The sequence below is a fragment of the Calyptranema fuscum S582 genome (genome assembly GCF_055793305.1).
Window position 1 is genome coordinate 1 of sequence record NZ_JBSLYH010000051.1, and the last position, 17,627, is coordinate 17,627.

Annotated in this window: 12 protein-coding genes and 1 riboswitch; of the genes, 10 read left to right on the forward strand and 2 right to left on the reverse strand. The window is 48.8% G+C overall.

Features of this window, described 5'->3' with window-relative positions; genetic code table 11:
• Positions 1 to 322: 322 nt before the first annotated feature.
• Positions 323 to 3,247 (reverse strand): DNA polymerase I, encoded by a 2,925-nt coding sequence (gene polA, locus ACR6Z4_RS26050; RefSeq protein WP_479720262.1) that lies wholly within the window; start codon positions 3,245 to 3,247, stop codon positions 323 to 325.
• A gap of 510 nt (positions 3,248 to 3,757) precedes the next feature.
• Between polA and ACR6Z4_RS26055 the strand changes: the two genes are divergently transcribed.
• The 5 genes from ACR6Z4_RS26055 to ACR6Z4_RS26075 all read left to right on the forward strand — a co-directional run bounded on the left by ACR6Z4_RS26055 (position 3,758) and on the right by ACR6Z4_RS26075 (position 10,853).
• The gene (locus ACR6Z4_RS26055; protein ID WP_479720263.1) at positions 3,758 to 4,822 is read left to right on the forward strand and encodes a pentapeptide repeat-containing protein; all 1,065 of its coding nucleotides are present in this window, start codon (positions 3,758 to 3,760) and stop codon (positions 4,820 to 4,822) included.
• 82 nt (positions 4,823 to 4,904) lie between these two features.
• A complete protein-coding gene (locus ACR6Z4_RS26060; protein WP_479720264.1) occupies positions 4,905 to 5,336 on the forward strand; it encodes a response regulator in 432 nt (143 codons plus the stop codon).
• Between the two features lie 4 nt (positions 5,337 to 5,340).
• The gene (locus ACR6Z4_RS26065) at positions 5,341 to 8,406 is read left to right on the forward strand and encodes a PAS domain-containing sensor histidine kinase (RefSeq protein WP_479720265.1); all 3,066 of its coding nucleotides are present in this window, start codon (positions 5,341 to 5,343) and stop codon (positions 8,404 to 8,406) included.
• A gap of 21 nt (positions 8,407 to 8,427) precedes the next feature.
• Positions 8,428 to 9,624: an EAL domain-containing response regulator gene (locus ACR6Z4_RS26070; protein ID WP_479720266.1), complete on the forward strand. Its 1,197-nt coding sequence runs from the start codon at positions 8,428 to 8,430 to the stop codon at positions 9,622 to 9,624.
• Between the two features lie 107 nt (positions 9,625 to 9,731).
• Entirely contained in the window at positions 9,732 to 10,853 is a 1,122-nt protein-coding gene (locus ACR6Z4_RS26075; protein WP_479720267.1) for a hybrid sensor histidine kinase/response regulator, read from the forward strand.
• Between the two features lie 244 nt (positions 10,854 to 11,097).
• On the opposite strand, the gene recQ is transcribed toward ACR6Z4_RS26075, so the two are convergent.
• Positions 11,098 to 13,344 (reverse strand): DNA helicase RecQ, encoded by a 2,247-nt coding sequence (recQ, locus tag ACR6Z4_RS26080; RefSeq protein WP_479720268.1) that lies wholly within the window; start codon positions 13,342 to 13,344, stop codon positions 11,098 to 11,100.
• A gap of 153 nt (positions 13,345 to 13,497) precedes the next feature.
• Positions 13,498 to 13,640, forward strand: a riboswitch (cobalamin riboswitch).
• A 26-nt stretch (positions 13,641 to 13,666) separates the two neighbouring features.
• Between recQ and ACR6Z4_RS26085 the strand changes: the two genes are divergently transcribed.
• The 5 genes from ACR6Z4_RS26085 to ACR6Z4_RS26105 all read left to right on the forward strand — a co-directional run bounded on the left by ACR6Z4_RS26085 (position 13,667) and on the right by ACR6Z4_RS26105 (position 17,420).
• Positions 13,667 to 13,855, forward strand: coding sequence for a CbtB domain-containing protein (locus tag ACR6Z4_RS26085; protein WP_479720269.1), 189 nt, complete (start codon positions 13,667 to 13,669; stop codon positions 13,853 to 13,855).
• An 8-nt stretch (positions 13,856 to 13,863) separates the two neighbouring features.
• Positions 13,864 to 15,021, forward strand: coding sequence for a hypothetical protein (locus tag ACR6Z4_RS26090; protein WP_479720270.1), 1,158 nt, complete (start codon positions 13,864 to 13,866; stop codon positions 15,019 to 15,021).
• Positions 15,014 to 16,054 (forward strand): cobalamin biosynthesis protein CobW, encoded by a 1,041-nt coding sequence (gene cobW, locus ACR6Z4_RS26095; protein ID WP_479720271.1) that lies wholly within the window; start codon positions 15,014 to 15,016, stop codon positions 16,052 to 16,054. The genes ACR6Z4_RS26090 and cobW overlap by 8 nt, the downstream gene beginning before the upstream one ends.
• Before the next feature lie 101 nt (positions 16,055 to 16,155).
• Positions 16,156 to 17,250, forward strand: a complete 1,095-nt coding sequence (locus ACR6Z4_RS26100; RefSeq protein WP_479720272.1) for a zinc-dependent alcohol dehydrogenase — start codon at positions 16,156 to 16,158, stop codon at positions 17,248 to 17,250.
• A gap of 38 nt (positions 17,251 to 17,288) precedes the next feature.
• Positions 17,289 to 17,420, forward strand: coding sequence for a hypothetical protein (locus ACR6Z4_RS26105; protein WP_479720273.1), 132 nt, complete (start codon positions 17,289 to 17,291; stop codon positions 17,418 to 17,420).
• Positions 17,421 to 17,627 lie beyond the last annotated feature (207 nt).

Here is a 17,627-nt window from a genome sequence, read left to right on the forward strand (position 1 = left end):
CCCACGCAGGGGTTTCACCCCTGCACCCCGTCCCAACTCTAATGCGTACCGCTATATCTATGGCTCTACGCAATCCAGTTAGGGCATCAGGGGGTGGGGGCGGTGCCCCCACGCAGGGGTTTCACCCCTGCACCCCGTCCCAACCCTAATGCGTACCGCTATATCTATGGCTCTACGCAATCCAGTTAGGGCATCAGGGGGTGGGGGCGGTGCCCCCACGCAGGGGTGAAACCCCTGCACCCCGTCCCAACCTGATGCGTACCGCCATAGCAGTCGAGGGGTTGATTAGGACAAAGGTTGTGTGAGAGCGGCACTCACCTGCCTATTTGGCTTCCATCCAATTTTGTCCAACGTTGATTTCAACCACCAGCGGCACACTCAGGGCGATCGCCGACTCCATAGTGGTTTTAATCTGCGGTTGCAGATCTGCCCATTCATCGGGATGGATTTCAAACACCAATTCATCATGCACTTGCAATAACAGATGGGCGTTACGGTTTTGCAAAATCTGGTGAAGTTGCACCATTGCCACTTTGATGATGTCTGCACTCGACCCCTGAATCGGCGCATTAGCAGCTGCTCGCAGCATCTGAGCATCGTACTGGTCGCGGGTTTTGACCTTCGCTAAATCAATCTCATCAGGATTCACCCCACGCAATTTTTTAATGCTGTCGCTGCCAAAGTTAAAATAACGTCGTCGTCCCAGAATGGTTTCAACATATCCATGGGCGATCGCCTCTCGTTGCATTTGCAAAAGATAGCCAAACACTTTGGAGTAGCGTTCATTAAACCGTTCAATAAACATCTTGGCATCGGCAGTTTTAAACCCCGATTCACGGGCAAACCGTTGCGCGCCCATGCCATAGATCACACCAAAATTAATCACCTTGGCTAAGCGTCGTTCTTCAGACGTAATCTCATCCTTTTCAAACAATAGCCGCGCCGTGAGCGCATGGATATCTTGATTGTTCTGGTAGGTTTCTAACAAAACAGGTTCCTGGCTGAGGTGCGCCAAAATTCGCAGTTCGATCTGCGAATAATCCGCTGCCACCAACAGCCACCCATCCCGTGGCAAAAATGCCTTACGAATCTGACGACTGAAGGCAGTACGGATGGGAATATTTTGTAAATTGGGCGTAGAAGATGACAGCCGTCCGGTAACGGTAATAGCCTGGTTAAAATCTGTGTGAATCCGCTGGCTCTTGGGATGCACCAGTAACGGCAAAGCATCTACATAAGTCGATTTCAACTTCGACAGGGTGCGATATTCCAAAATCGCATCGACCACGGGATGGTCGCCTTGCAATTTTTCTAGAGTTGCCGCATCGGTGGAGTAGCCCGTTTTAGTTTTACGAGATTTTCGCCGATCGAGTCCCAGTTTTTCAAACAACAGTTCGCCCAGTTGCTTGGGTGATCCCAGGTTAAAGGTGCTGCCTGCCGATTCATAGGCACGTTGTTCGATCTGAAGCAGATCCCGTTCTAGCGATCGCGAAAATTCTGCCAAATACGCCTGATCAATCCGCACCCCGGTATATTCCATCTCTGCCAAGACGGGTTCCAGTGGTTGCTCGACCTCTAATAGCAAAGATTTGAGCCTGGGAACGGCTTCTAACTCAGCCATTAGCAAGGGCACCAGACAAAAGACGGTGTAAACATCCATGCCACAGTATTGGGCAACGGCTGCAATGTCAACGTCCGCGATCGTTTTGCCTTTGGGCACCAGATCAGTGTAGCTCTGGGCATAGATTCCCAGATATTTCCGGCTCATTTCCGTCAGATTGTGTGCTGCATCGGGATTGAGCAAATAACTGGCTAACATCGTGTCAAACACCACCCCAGCCAGGTGAATGCCCTGACACCGCAGAATCAGGCGATCGAATTTGGCATTTTGTAACGATTTCGGATAGTTAGCACTTTCTAAAATCGGGCGCAGGGTTTCGAGGACGTAAGACTTCTCCAGCGTGTTGCCCGTGCGGTGTCCGATTGGGATATAGGCGATCGCATCAATCTCTGCTCCCCAACAACAGCCAATTCCCACCAGATCGGCATCACGGGGGTCTAACGCAGTCGTCTCTGTATCCCAGGCAACAGGTGTAGCCGGATCGGTCAATGTTTCTAATCGCTGCACCAGCGCCAGCAATTTTTCAGGCGTATCGATAATCTCTGGGGCGATCGCCAGCGGCACCTGATTTTTTGCCGCTTCTGTGTCGGCAGCACTATAAAACCAGGTATCTTCATCCTCTGTATCTGACACCGTGGACAAGGGTGTAGGTGGGATGGTCGATGTTGTCTGGGGATCGGGGGTCGGCACCTTGCCCCCCAGTTGTTGTTGCAGCTTTTGCAGCTTATTCAGAAAAGAACGGAATTCCAGTTTTTCCAGTAGCGGCTGAGCAGCCTCGACCTCAAAGCCATGCAGCCTACAATCTTCTAACGCCGTCGTAATGGGCACATCGAGATGGATCTGTGCCAGATATTGAGAATGCAGCGCTGCCTCTCGACCCTCTTCTAACTTTTTCCGCACCGCTCCTTTGATCTGATCCAGGGAAGCATAGATATTTGCCAGTGAGCCATAGGTACTCAGCAATTGCACGGCTGTTTTATCGCCAATGCCCCGCACCCCAGGGATATTGTCCGACGAGTCGCCGCAGAGGGCTTTGTAGTCCACCACTTGCGACGGCAAGATGCCCATTTTCTCTTTCACCTGCTCTACCCCAAATTCTCTGGGCGGCGGTGTGCCCTTGCCGTATACGGTGCTGAGGTAGAGGACAGTAATCCGCTGCTCTGGGTCAACCAGTTGAAATAGATCGCGATCGCCCGTCAAAATCTTGACCCTAAAATGTTCGGCATGGGCGCGTCGAGTCAGGGTGCCAATCACATCATCGGCTTCATAACCCGGTGCGGTGATGATGGTGAGGTTCAATGCCTGAAGCAACTCCTGAAGATTTTCCATATCCGGAAAAAAGTCTTCGGGGGTTTCGGCTCTGCCTTCTTTATAGGTCTGATCGGCTTCGTGACGAAACGTTGGATCATCCACATCAAAGGCGATCGCCACATAGTCGGGCTTCTCAATCTCCATCGTATCCAGCAGTGCCTTGAGAAATCCATACGACACACTGGTGGGAATGCCAGTCGAAGTCCGCAACCCCCCATCTCGTCCTTTGGCATGAGCATAATAGGATCGGAAGGCAAGGGAATGCCCATCAATTAATAGAACCGTGGGGGTTAGAGCGACAGCAGACTGAGACATAAACACTGAAGAGTAATAACTTTTGTGCTAGCAATCTTAAGTCTAGATTGATGTTAGCGTGACCTTTGGTCTAACTAGGGTATTATCGACAAACTCTCATTAGAACCTTATTTTTGGGAAATGTTACGCCGTGTGCGGCAGTTCCAGCCCATCGTGCAACGTCTACCTGAGAAAGCGACGGCTCCGCTGTCGCTCTCTCTAACAGGAATACAGGTTATTTAATCCACGATCCTTAAGGGTTGAGACGGTGAAGCCCAGACAGGGGTTCATAGCCTGACGCCATCGAGTTAGGACAAGACATGTGTTAAACCGCTACACTCAGCGTAATGGGTCAACACAATACCCTCCCGACTTTGAACGCATAGCGCTATCCTGCCACACCTCGTCCAGATCTTATAAAGGATCTCTATAGATTGCAGGAAACTGCGAGGCTCCCGTTCCAGTAAATAGATATAGCCCTTAGAATTGGCTAAGAGCGCTTCAGCCCCAGATGGAGAAACTTTGATCAGGATGAACGATCTGGAAAACAGCTATAGAGTTCTTGGATTGGAGCCTGGAGCCTCTTTGGAGGAAATCAACCAGGCTTATAAAGACCTGGTTTTTGTCTGGCATCCCGATCGCATTCCCAAAGATAATGCCCGGTTGCAAGAAAAAGCCCAGACAAAGCTAAAAGAATTGAACCAGGCGCGGGAAACGTTGCGATCGCATCAACAAAACGCCAAAACCCAGGTAAAACAACCGCAGGCTGCTACTGCAAAACCTCAGCAGTCACAGACTCGCTATTACTATCAACCGCCGCCGCGTCCCCATTATTCTTACCAATCGTCAAACCAGGCGAATTACCAATCGCCCAATTATCACCAATCCAGTACTCACAACCATCAATCCACCAATCACCAGTCCACTAACCATCAGTCCAATCATCATCAGTCCACGAATAACCATCAGACCAATAACCACCAATCCACGAATCAATCTACCAATCATCATCAGACCAATCATCATCAATCCAATAACCATCAATCCAATAATTACCAATCCAATAACCACCAATCCACCACCAATCATCAGTCGCAAAACTACCAGTCCTACACCTATCAACCTCCTCGCTCTAATCCCTACACCTATTCCTATTCACGGGAGTCTTACAACACCTATCAAACTCAATCTAGCTACCAACCTCATGCCAGCCAGCAGACCAAGAAGCAAGACCCCGATTTAAGTGGTGCAGATCTGCGGGGGGCAAATCTCAAAGAAAAAGATCTGTCTGGCAGAAATCTAAGCAACGCAGATTTGAGCAATGCCAATCTATCCGATGCGTTTTTACATCGGGTCAATTTCACAGGAGCAAATTTACAAAAAGCCAATCTATTTCGGGCAAATTTGCTGGAAGCCAGTCTCAAAAATGCCAATCTTCAGGGCGCAAATTTAATTGGTGCCGATCTGAGTGGTGCCGACCTGAGCGGTGCCGATTTAACAGGTGCCCAGGTGGGTGTGAGCGATCGCATCATGGTCAAACTCACCGGCGCAATTCTCAAAGGAGTGATCATGCCCGATGGTAGCGTTCATTCCTAAAGAAATACGTACCAAAGACCCGTAGACCAACCAAAACTCCAGTAAGATAAAAGCGGTTCAGCCCTGAACACGCTTTCTTGCCATGCCCATTGAGATTCTCTTAGTTGAGGATTCTGCCAGCGATGCTGACTTATTAATCGAAACGTTGAGTGACTCAGAGATACTGAGTACTGTCCATATTGCCAAGGATGGTGTCGAGGCGATCGCATTTCTGCATCAAAAGGGAAAATATGCCGAAGCGCCCCGTCCCGATTTAATCTTGCTCGATCTCAATCTACCTCGGAAGGATGGGCGGGAGGTGTTAGCAGAAGTTAAAACCGACCCAGATTTGGGAAAAATACCAATAATCGTATTGACAACCTCAGCCGCTGACGAAGACATCTTTCAAGCCTACAAATTACATGCAAATTCTTACATCACCAAGCCCGTTGGTTTAGAAGAATTTGTCTATATTGTTAAAGCGATAGAGCTGTTTTGGTTGGCTACTGCCAAACTTCCTCCCCACCCCGATTAAACCTGTGAATGCTTCGTCCATCAAAATTTTATTGATTGAGGACAATCCTGCGGATGCCGATCTGTTGCAGGAGATTCTGATCGATGACAAACACAATATCTGGAGAATCATTCATGTGACTCGGTTTGGTGAAGCTGCCCAAAAACTGAGTCAAACCTGCTTTGATATTATTCTGCTCGATTTATCCCTGCCCGATTCCCAGGGTCTAGAAACGATTAATCGGGCAATAGAAATAGCCCCCTTTATCCCCATCGTTGTATTAACCGGGTTAGATAACGAAGAGATTGGGTTAGAAGCGCTCCGCCGTGGTGCGCAAGATTATTTAGTCAAAGGGCAAATCGAATATCCGTTGCTAACACGGGCAATTCGCTATGCCATCGAACGGGTACGCACACGCGAAGTTATTCTTCAGCAATCAACGGCGATCGCTGCTTCTCGAGATGGCATCGTTGTGCTCAATCCCAATCGAGAATTTACCTACGTCAATCAATCATTTGCCCAGCTCTATGGCTATAGCAAAGCAGAAAAATTGATCGGGCAAAAATTTGACCAACTCTACAACGCTCAGGAACTGGCTCGCCTCACCAGCCAATCGCTAGATGCCCTCAACCACAAAGGCTACTGGAGTGGCGAAACGGTGAGTAGACGCCAAACCGGAGAAGACTTTCACCAGGAACTCTCGATTACTAAATTGCATGATGGCGGATACATCTGCATTGTGCGAGATATTAGCGATCGCAAACGGGTCGAAAACGAACGCCGAAAAGCCGAAGAATCGCTCAAACTTACCCAATTTTGCCTCGATCGCGTCAGTGATGCCGTTTTTCTAACTCGATCCGATGCTCGGTTTTTTTATGTTAACGACGCGGCCTGTCGGCTACTGGGCTATTCTCAACAAGAACTGCTCAAGCTCAGTATTTTTGATGTCGATCCCAACGTTTGCCGAGATACCTGGGCAGATCATTGGCAACACTTAAAACAACAACGTTCTTATGTCATAGAGTCGATCAATAGCACCAAAGACGGACAATCCTTTCCAGTCGAAATTAGCACCAACTACTTCGAGTTCAATGGCGAAGAATTTAAGTGTGCCCTGGTGCGCGATATCAGTACCCGAAAAGCCGCCGCAAAAGCTTTAGAAGCAAGTGAACGCAAGTTTAGAACCCTCGTTTCTAATATTCCTGGAGTGATTTATCGATGCCTCCACGATGAACGCTGGACAGCTGTATTTGTCAGCAATGAAATAGAAACCCTCACTGGCTACCCTGCGGCAGACTTTACCGACACGCGCGTTCGCGGATTTTCGGATGTCACCCATCCCCATGACGTTGTCGCCAACAATCAACGCATTGAGGCAGCTCTGGCTGAAAAGCGCACCTATGTTTTGGAATATCGCATCATCAAACGAGATGGCAGCGTCCGCTGGGTCTATGAAAAAGGGCAAGGTATTTGGGCAGAAAATGGCTCGTTGCTCTATTTAGATGGCGTAATTTTTGATGTCAGCGATCGCAAACAAGCCGAAGCCCAGATCCTATATCTCAACCAAGATCTGCAAGAAAAAGCGTTAGAACTGGGCACTGCCAATCAAGAACTTTCTAAAACGCAAGAGTTTCTATCGGCGGTTTTAGATGCCGCGTCTGATCCCATCTTTGTCAAAGACGAACAGCACCGCTGGATCTTGCTCAATCAAAAATTGTGCGATTTCCTGGGCTACTCTCGCGAAGAGTTATTAGGACACTCAGACCGCACCCTTTTCCCACAAGAACAAGCTACGACTTTTTGGGAACATGATAATAATGTATTGACCACGGGGATCGCGAATGAAAACGAAGAATACGTCACGGATGCAACGGGAACCCTAAAATATATTTCGACCAAAAAAAGTCGCTTAGTAGATTCGTCTGGCAATAAATATATTGTCGGGATCATTCGAGATTTAACGCGACGCCGACAGATGGAAGATGCGTTGCGGCAAAGTGAAGAGCGCTTTCGGCAGTTGGCAGAGCATATTGATGATGTGTTCTGGCTAGAAGAACCCTATGCCACCAAGGTTCTCTATGTCAGCGACGCCTACGACAAAATCTGGGGACGCGATCGCAACGACCTGTACACTTCGCTCGAACCCCTATTTCAAGCCATTCATCCCGAAGATCTCGATCGCTATATTGCCATCACCCGGCAGACAGAACAGCAGACTTACGATATCCAATATCGCATCGTCCGCCCAGACGGTGAAATTCGCTGGATTCGCGATCGCGCCTTTCATATTTACAATGACCAGGGCGAGCTGTATCGCATTGCAGGGGTTTCCTCAGACATTACCCAAACCAAACAAGCCGAGGCAGAAGTTTTACGAGCGCTCGATCAAGAAAAAGAACTCAACGAGTTTAAATCTCGCTTTATCACAACCACATCCCACGAATTTCGCACGCCATTGACCACAATTTTGGGTTCAGCGGAGCTGCTCGAAGCCGCCAGCCACAAATGGACTGACGAGAAAAAGCAAAAACACTACCAGCAAATCAAAAATGCCGTCCAATACATGACCCAATTGCTGGAAGATATCCTCACCTTCAGCAAAGCTGAATCGGGTCGGCTGCCGTGCAATCCAACCCCGGTCGATGCTAAAGCGTTGTGTTTAGATGTGGTCGAAGAATTGCAGGCATTAGCCAAAAATCAACAAAAAATTATTTTCAAAACCCAGACTCAGCATTGCATTGCCGATCTAGACGAGAAATTACTGCGGCAGATTCTCACAAACTTGCTTTCAAATGCCCTGAAATATTCACCCAATGCCGAACCGGCAGAACTAAATCTTGAATGTGACAACAAGACGGTCATCTTTCAAATCCGAGATCACGGCATCGGCATCCCTGATACAGACTTACAGCACTTATTTTCGCCTTTCCATCGAGCCAATAACGTCGGCACTATTGCGGGCAATGGACTGGGTTTAGCCATTGTCAAACGAGCTGTCGAGATACATCAAGGTGAGATTTTGATAGAGAGCCAACTGGGGATGGGCACTCTATGTACAGTAAAGTTGCCGATCCATCTGCGCCCCCTATAATCTCTAGTACCCAAACTGTTCATGTATAGAGTTTTAGTCATTGAGGATGATCCAACCCTGCAAGATCTAATTTCTGAAATTTTGGCAAATGCCGATTTCTCAGTTTTATTGGCAGACAATGGTCAAAAGGGACTGGAAATGGTCAAGGAAAAAAAACCTGACCTGATTCTCTGCGATATTTCTATGCCCAAATTAGACGGGTATGGTGTGCTAAAGGCATTGCGTCAAGATCTCGACAGCGCAACGATTCCGTTTATTTTTCTGACCGCAATGGCAGGTAAACCCGATATTCGTCGTGGCATGTTGTTGGGTGCAGACGACTATATTACTAAACCATTTTCCCAGGATGAATTGCTAGAAACCATTGCAGTTCGGTTAAGCAAACAAATCCTGTTAGAAAAGGCGTATGCCACCCGAGTCGATGCGGCAACCGCCAATCAGCATGTGCAAGCCGAGCGGATCGCGCAAGCGCTGGAAAATAAAGAATTTTTGCTGCATTATCAGCCTCAAATCAATTTACAAACGGGGGTGATTTTTGGAGCGGAGGTATTGATACGCTGGCGATCGCCCGAATTTGGCATGATTTCCCCGGCGGAGTTTATTCCGATCGCCGAAGAGACCGGGTTAATTATTCCCTTAGGCGAATGGGTCTTAGACACAGCCTGCACCCAGGCAAAACTCTGGCAAAATTCTGGATTACCCAAATTTCAGATAGCCGTTAATCTTTCTAGTTTGCAATTTAACCAGCCTGATTTAACGTCAAAAGTAGCCCAAATTCTGTCGGAAAAGCAGCTTGAAGTCAGTTCTCTAGAGCTAGAACTCACTGAAAGTATGTTGGTTAAAAATGTGGAAACAACTAAAACAAAGTTTCACGAATTGAGAGAATTAGGCATTCAAATTGCAATCGATGATTTTGGTACAGGCTATGCATCGTTGGGCTATCTTCAACACTTTCCCTTTGATACGTTGAAAATTGATCAGTGCTTTGTCCGCGATATTGACCAGAATCTTAAAAATGCTGCTATTACAACGGCATTGATTCAAATGGCGCACGATTTGCAACTTAAAGTAGTAGCCGAGGGTGTTGAAACGACGGCTGAAAAAAACTTTTTGATCCAACATCACTGCGATGGTATGCAGGGCTATTTGTTTAGCCGACCACTTCCGGCAGCAGAATTTGAACAACTTTTAAGCCAGCATTCTTCTGTATTGAACTAGCAGAATGATCCAGATTCAATCTGGCATTTGCAAGCTTTAATGTATTGACTAATCTATTTTTTATATCCACTTAAAAATTAAAAATAAAGCTGAGTAGAGAAGACCTCATGAAAAAGATTCTAGTTATCGAAGATGAGCCTTCGATTCGCGATATTCTATCAGACATCTTAGAAGATGAAGAATATCAAGTTTTGTGCGCTGAGGATGGGTTTCAAGGCATTGAACTTGCCCAAGCCAGCCACCCCGATTTAATCCTCTGCGACGTGATGATGCCGGGAATGGACGGTTATGAAGTCTTAAACCAAGTGCGATCGCTGCCCAATACAATTACCACTCCATTTATTTTCTTAACTGCTAAAGTCGATGAACTTGATATCCGGCAAGGCATGCATTTGGGTGCAGATGATTATCTCACCAAACCATTTACTCGCGCAGAACTGTTATCGTCCATCGGCACTCGCCTGAAAAAGAAAGTTGAAGTACAGGATCACTATCAGCAAAAGTTAGACAATTTGCGGGTTAATATTTCCCATGCGCTCCCCCACGAACTACTGACGCCGCTAAATGGGTTAATTGGGTTGTCCGAAATTTTGAGGGATAGCTATGATTCGATGGATCCCGACAGTTTGCTAGAAATTGCCGAAGCCATGAACCGATCGGCATGGCGATTGGAACGGGTCATTCGCAATACGCTGTTATATGCCGAATTGCAGCTTCAGTCTCAATCGTCCAATCGAACTCAGGTGATCGACGGGATGATGACCATCATGCCTGAGTTTGCCATAACTGAGGCAGCACATCTGACCGCCATCAAAATGGAGCGGGATGACGATGTAGTAATTCAGCTCTGCGATCATCCGGTACAAATTCAAGAACAATATTTGAGAAAAATTGTAGAAGAGTTGGTCAGCAACGCCTGTAAATTTTCTACACCCGGAACACCGATTGAGATTTCAAGTCACATTGAGGGCGATCGCTATCTTCTAGACGTAACAGATCACGGACGAGGAATGACCCCTGCCCAAATTGCCGATGTTGGCGCTTATGTACAATTTGAGCGCAGGCTGTATGAACAACAAGGGTCGGGATTAGGGTTAGTCATTACTCGACAATTGACAGAGTTGCATCATGGCACAGTCAGCATTACCAGTACATTAGGTGAAACGACAACCGTCCAGATTGCTTTGCTTCAAGGCGTTATGCCCATAGACGAGTCGGAAAACTCATAACGTTGACTTTGAGCGCGAGACGTTTTGTCCTCGTCGCCATACTCCGTGTTGGAACGTTTCCAATCAAGACGTGTTTGAGAGCATCCAGCACATCAATGCCTTGCTTTCTCATCATATATGAACGCCAGGGCGTGTTTTAAAACTCGCTAAGACGGTTGTTTTTCCGTGCGCGAAGCGCACGAAAAAACAACTTTTAAAACAGACCCAGTCATGCACCTACGGCAAGAGCGGATGCGTCACAACCTCATTCACCTGTTTGCTCCGTTGACTGTCGCCATTTGGCGCGAGCCAGACGAATTTCGGTGTAATCAAAGCTTTCGCCCAAGTGATCGCGGATGGTGCGTAGGGAAGCATCGCCTACTTTTTGGATGGCATCTTGAATGGCAATCTGGCGATCGGGTGCGACGATCGCATCTAAGTCAACGCGTTGTCCGGCAGCAATCAACATTTCTAGATGGTCGAAGATGGTATTGATGCTGAGGCTACGGCGGGTGGCAATATCGAAGGGGGCATAGCCTTGCTGGTGCAGATCCAGGGTAAAGAAGTGGGTCTTGGCAAGGAGTTGTTTGGAGGTCGGTTGGGGGTCAGTGGATGGAGTTGCAGCATCGTCAGCGGCTTGCCAGGGTTTGAGGGCAATGCCTTGTTCTTCGCAATACTGCCGGATGGTTTCGACAAAGCGGGGTCCATACTGGTCGCGTTTGTAGGCACCCACGCCAGAAATTTTGGCAAATTCGTTGAGGGTTTGCGGTTGCCGTTGCGCCATCAGTTTGATGCTGGAGTCGGAAAAAATTACGTACGGAGGTACGGATTGTTCGTCGGCAACTTCTTTGCGCAGCGATCGCAATTTTTCGATCAGCATATCCACATCGGCTTTGGCACGCGATTCTTCTTCTGTTTCGGTTACAGACGGGGTAGAAACGGTGATCAAAACGGTGCGTTGTTTACGCATGACTTCCCAACTTTGCTCGTTGAGTTTAAGGATCGAGTAGCCGTCGCTGGTTTCGGTAAGGATGCCCTGATGCAAGAGCGATCGCCCTAGCATTTTCCATTCGTCGCCACTGCGATCGCGTCCGATGCCATAGGTTGAAAGTTCGTTATGACCGTTTTGCAAAATGCGCTTGTCTTTGGAGCCACGTAACACATCAATGATGTACTTCATGCCAAAGCGTTCTTTGCAACGGGCAACGCAAGAGAGAAACTTCTGGGCGTCAACCGTCCAATCTTCGACGGGGCGAGGGGTGAGACAGTTATCGCAATTGCCGCAATTGCCCGCAAACCGTTCGCCAAAATATGCCAGTTGAATGCGCCGCCGACATTCGGTACTTTCGGCATAATCCACCACCTGACGGACTTGCTGGCGAGCGATTTGTTGTTCTTCGGCTAAGGGTTCCCCATAAATCGGATCAACCTTTTGAGCAATCAAATACTCCAATGATTTCAAGTCACCATAGCTAAAAAACAAGGTGCATTTCGCATCATCACCATCCCGTCCGGCACGCCCTGATTCCTGGTAATAACTTTCCAGATTGCGCGGTAAGTCAAAGTGACAAACAAAGCGAACATCAGGTTTGTTAATCCCCATGCCAAAGGCGATCGTTGCTACCATCACGCGGACATCATCGCGAATGAATCGATTTTGATTTTCAGTCCGTTGTTTGTCGTTTAACCCGGCATGATAGGGCAAAGCTTGAATACCATCTTGCTGAAGCCGGAAGGTGATTTCATCGACTTTTTTACGGCTGAGACAATAGATGATGCCAGATCCATGGGTCTTTTGCACCAGTTGCAACAACTCTAGGTAGGCATGTTTTTGTTTGGGACGAACTTCGTAATACAGATTTTGGCGATTGAAGCTGGCAATGTGAATGAAGGGTGATTCTAATTGCAACTGCTGCACAATATCTTGCCGCACGCGCTCGGTTGCCGTTGCTGTCAATGCCATTACCGACACATCGGGGTAACGTTGCCGCACCTGCCGCAATTGTCGATATTCGGGGCGGAAGTCATGCCCCCATTCAGAAACACAATGGGCTTCATCGATGGCAAATCCGGCAATCCCAATTTTTTCGGAAACCTGTGTCAAAAAGGGCAAAAAACTCTCACTCAGCAATCGTTCCGGTGCTGCATAGAGGAGTTTGATATCGCCATTGAGAATGGCTCGTTCTCGCTGTCGCGTTTCGTTTAAACCCAGGCTGCTATTGAGAAATGTTGCCCCAATGCCGTTGTCTTGTAATGCCTGAACCTGGTCTTGCATCAGCGCAATCAACGGCGACACCACCACCGTTAACCCCGGATTGAGCAGAGCCGGTAGTTGAAAACAGAGCGATTTGCCACCCCCGGTGGGCATGACGACAAGAGAATCTTGCCGTTGTAGGGCAGTTTCGATAATCTGCCGTTGCCCTGGACGAAAGCTATCGTAGCCAAAAAAGTGCTTTAAAGCTTGTTCCAGAGAGGTAAATTGGCGATCGCGGGTGGTTAAGTCAGTTGTCATGAAAACTTTAATGGAGCATCCTCGTCTTCTATGGTGCCTGAAATTTGCCGAAAGGAGGATGGCAGATTGGAATTCTGAAGATGAGTTATAAATCTTAAGCATTCAAATAAAAGGGACGTGATAGCTTGATTAAGCATCACTGAGAGGTTCTGATGGAGAAGTGCCATCGGGAGCTTTTTGTCTTGGGTTCCAAGCAAAAAGACAGGGAAAGTTCGGTGAAAGTCCGGCACTGTCCCGCAGCTGTAATTGAGTCTCGGCTCATGAGTCAGAATGCCTACTTTCAGTGCGATCGCTCTATTCAGTTATCTGCGAGGTACAGATCATGACTGCTTCGGCTTCACTCGTGCTTAAGCGCACCGCACAAGTTACGTTATCCGTGCCGGTGCAAATCGCGCTCTATCTATCGCTCAGCTCACTCACCGTTTGGACGCTGTATTTCAGTTCTTACCCCCCTGCCCATGACGCCCTTCACAGTACTCGCCACGCAACACTGGGTGTAGGTTGTCATTAGGTAATGTTATGTATCAATTGAATCGTCTGTTGCTGATGGGCGGAGTATCCAGCCTCATCAGCCTGTTTGGTGTTGCAACGGCTAGTCTGGCTCAGCCCTCCGTGCAGTTAGAAACGCAGCCACCACTTCAGCAAACCGTTCCCTTAAAAGAACCGATCGCCATTCAACTGCAAGCTCTAGATGACAACCAACAGCCCTTGCCGAATGTCCGATTTCAGCTAGAGCTGTTGACTCCTGCTAAAACTCCCTGGCTGACGACGGATTTCCCCATGGTCGAAGGCACCACGCTACTGACACTGGATGCGATCGCTCCGACGGGTACACTTCAGTGGCAACAGCGCATGCCCATTCGTGGCAACTATCGCCTCCTGGTCACAGTTTCGCCGCTAACCGCAGGGGCATTTGAACCGTTTCAACAAACGTTAACCCTCACGGTTCCCGAAAACCCGATCAAATATCGCAATGCTGCTATTTTGGCAGCTGTTTTGCTCCTGGTGGGGTTGGGTGGCGGTTGGGTGATTGGCGCTCGTTCTCAGGCTCAAGAGGGTGAGGTAGCCGCACAACCCGTGCGGTTATTGTTATCGGGAGTTACAGTTGTGGCGATCGCTGCGCTGTTGTTTGTCAATATCTATGCCGAATTGGCAGAAGCCAGCCACAATCACAGTCATCATGAATCTGTTCCCCGTCCCGCCGCTGTCCCCCAAGCCGGAAATCTGACGCTGACCTATCAAGGTGAAACTGATGCTCAAGTCGGCACGACTGCCGATTTATCCGTCCAACTGGCAGACAGCCGCACCCAACAGCCGATCGACCAGGCTGAGTTCAACATTCAGGTGATAGGGCTGGAAGAAAACGAGCTGATGTTTGCCTATCGTGGTATTCCAGACGCTAACGGTACGGTAGCCTGGACGCAACAGTTTTTTGATGGCATGCCCCATGCCATTCAGATTACAGCATCGCCCCCAGCCAACGCCGACCCAGCCTTTCCGTCTCTGAGTTTGATGCAGGATGTAGAGGTAGACGGTGCCTTTCCGCCGCTATCAGTCCGGCTGATCAGTCTTGCCTATCTGACGGCGATCGCCGCCGTTGGCTTAGGTGCGGGGTTTGGATTGCGCCGCATGACTTTGCCCTTACCCGTTTCAAGAACACCCTCCAACCATGCATAAAATCCCGGTTACAGTGGTCACAGGTTTCCTGGGCGCAGGGAAAACCACCCTTGTTCGCCATCTTTTGCAAAATAACGAAGGTCGCCGCATTGCGGTACTGGTTAATGAATTTGGCGAAGTTGGCATTGACGGCGAACTCTTGCGCTCTTGTCAGGTGTGCGACGACGACGACACCCCCAGCACTATTGTGGAATTGACCAATGGTTGCCTTTGCTGCACCGTGCAAGAAGAATTTTTACCCACTATGCAGGAATTGCTGAAACGGCGGGATCAAATCGATTGTATTGTGATTGAAACGTCTGGATTGGCGTTACCGAAACCGTTGGTGCAAGCGTTTCGCTGGCACGAAATTCGCACGGCTGCCACGGTGGATGGGGTGATCACAGTCGTAGATTGTGCGGCTTTAGCCAATGGTCAACTGGTTGGCGATCTGGATGCTTTGGAAGCCCAACGACAGGCAGATTCTAGCCTGGAACATGAAACTCCGATCGAAGAATTGTTTGAAGATCAACTGGCCTGTGCGGATCTGGTGTTGTTGACCAAGGTTGATTGCGTCGATGCTGAGGCGCAAGCCAAGGTGATGAAGTGGTTGCAGCAAGAACTCCGGGCGGGTGTCAAGATCGTGCCATGCAAACAGGGTCAGGTGACTACTGAGTTACTATTGGGCTTTAATTCTGCTGTAGAAGATAATCTCGACAGCCGTCCCAGCCACCATGACACCGAAGAAGACCACGACCACGATGATGGCATTAACTCCGTTCAATTTTGGGTCGATGACGCCTTTGACCCGGCAACTTTGATCCACCGTTTGCAAACCCTGGTGCAGCAGCAAGAAATCTACCGGATTAAAGGCTTTGTTTCGGTTCCTAATAAGCCGATGCGCCTGGTATTGCATGGTGTTGGCGATCGCTTTGATTATTTCTACGATCGCCCCTGGCAAACCAGCGAACCCCGCCAAACCAAACTGGTGATGATTGGTCGAGCCCTCGATCAGGCGTTAATCCATAGCCAACTAACACCCGCCGCCAATTAACACCCGATTCTTTTTGAGGGAGCGACGGCTCTGCCGTCGCTCCCTCAAAAAGAATTACATGTGAGATGATGAAAATTCGTATCCCTTGGAGATGATTGGGTGTGCTGGCGGCAGTATTGTACGGGCAAGAAGATTTACGACTAGAACACGTTGCAGAACCGACCCCTGCACCCGATGAAGTCGTGATTCGGGTGGCAACGGCGACCACCTGCGGCACCGATCTCAAGGTTTGGCGGCGGGGTGGACATGCCAAGATGTTGAAGCCACCTACCTTGTTTGGGCATGAAGCTGCCGGACAGATTGTTGCCATAGGCGATCGCGTCACGGGTTGGAACCTCGGCGATCGCGTGGTTGCCAACAATTCGGCACCCTGCATGAAGTGTTTTTTTTGTCAGCGGCACGAATATTCACTCTGCACCCATCTCAGCTTTAACAATGGCACGTTTGCCGAATATCTAAAAATTCCAGCCCCCATCGTTGCCCACAATCTTTTGCCGATTCCAGCGGGCGTACCCGATGAGTTAGCTGCCCTGACCGAACCGCTCGCGTGTGTGTTGCATGGCGTTGCCCGCTCTCAGGTAAAACCGGGCGATCGCGTTGTCGTTCTGGGGGATGGTGCGATCGGCTTAATGTTTGTGGCGGCGCTGGCGATCGGGTATGGGTTTAATCCCACGGAGCAAGTGCCAGGAATTGTTCCTACGACCCCCTCCTCGCTTCACCCCACCCCACCCCAGGTTTTCCTCTTTGGCGGGAATGATCACCGTCTCCAGATCGGTCAGCAACTGGGTGCAGCGCAAACCTTTAACCATCGCCAGATTGACTCTATTCCTCAGCAGGTGAAGGCGTTAACAGAGGGTTGGGGAGCCGATGTGGTGATCGAAGCAACGGGGGTGCCGTCGGTGTGGGAAATGGCGATCGCCTGTGCGCGTCCGGGTGCGACGGTGAATTTGTTTGGGGGTTGTCCTCGGGATACGACCATTACTGTTAATACGGAGCAATTGCATTACAGTGAATTAACGCTCAAAGGTGTGTTTCACAATACGCCTTACTATGTGCGCGAGGCGTTGGCTGTATTGGCACGTCGAGTTTTGCCGTTTGAGTTATTGATTAGTGATCAGCGATCGCTCAAAGATTTGCAGCAAACGTTTGAAGATATGCGCGATCGCAAAGTCATCAAAGTCGCCATGATCCCCTAAATCTCACGCCAGCAGCATAGCTAAATCCTCAAAAAAACTTGCCAATCTTTAAGACCCGTGCCGATTTAGTAACTTTGGCAACTGTTATTCTGACTCAGCCTGATTTACTCATGGGTAGAGCGTCAATGCGATCGCCAATGGATGTCTATAGCCTGATGCAATCCTGTTAGGGCAGGTCACGGGTTGAAACATTGTGCGGAGCTGTTTTTTAACCTGTTACCTTGCTGGTTCTGAGTCCATAGCACTATCAAGCATCTATTTCTAGAAACATCTAGCACTGGGTTTCTGGATCAACGTTTCTGGATCAACGGTGAGGATCACCGATTGATTGACCTGTCTGTTTTTTTGAAAGCGCGATGGCTTCGACATCGCGCTTT

Coding starts and splice junctions, on each gene's coding strand:
- polA (WP_479720262.1), bottom strand. CDS start 3,247: ATGTCTCAGTCTGCTGTCGCTCTAACCCCCACGGTTCTATTAATTGAT.
- ACR6Z4_RS26055 (WP_479720263.1), top strand. CDS start 3,758: ATGAACGATCTGGAAAACAGCTATAGAGTTCTTGGATTGGAGCCTGGA.
- ACR6Z4_RS26060 (WP_479720264.1), top strand. CDS start 4,905: ATGCCCATTGAGATTCTCTTAGTTGAGGATTCTGCCAGCGATGCTGAC.
- ACR6Z4_RS26070 (WP_479720266.1), top strand. CDS start 8,428: ATGTATAGAGTTTTAGTCATTGAGGATGATCCAACCCTGCAAGATCTA.
- ACR6Z4_RS26075 (WP_479720267.1), top strand. CDS start 9,732: ATGAAAAAGATTCTAGTTATCGAAGATGAGCCTTCGATTCGCGATATT.
- recQ (WP_479720268.1), bottom strand. CDS start 13,344: ATGACAACTGACTTAACCACCCGCGATCGCCAATTTACCTCTCTGGAA.
- ACR6Z4_RS26085 (WP_479720269.1), top strand. CDS start 13,667: ATGACTGCTTCGGCTTCACTCGTGCTTAAGCGCACCGCACAAGTTACG.
- ACR6Z4_RS26090 (WP_479720270.1), top strand. CDS start 13,864: ATGTATCAATTGAATCGTCTGTTGCTGATGGGCGGAGTATCCAGCCTC.
- cobW (WP_479720271.1), top strand. CDS start 15,014: ATGCATAAAATCCCGGTTACAGTGGTCACAGGTTTCCTGGGCGCAGGG.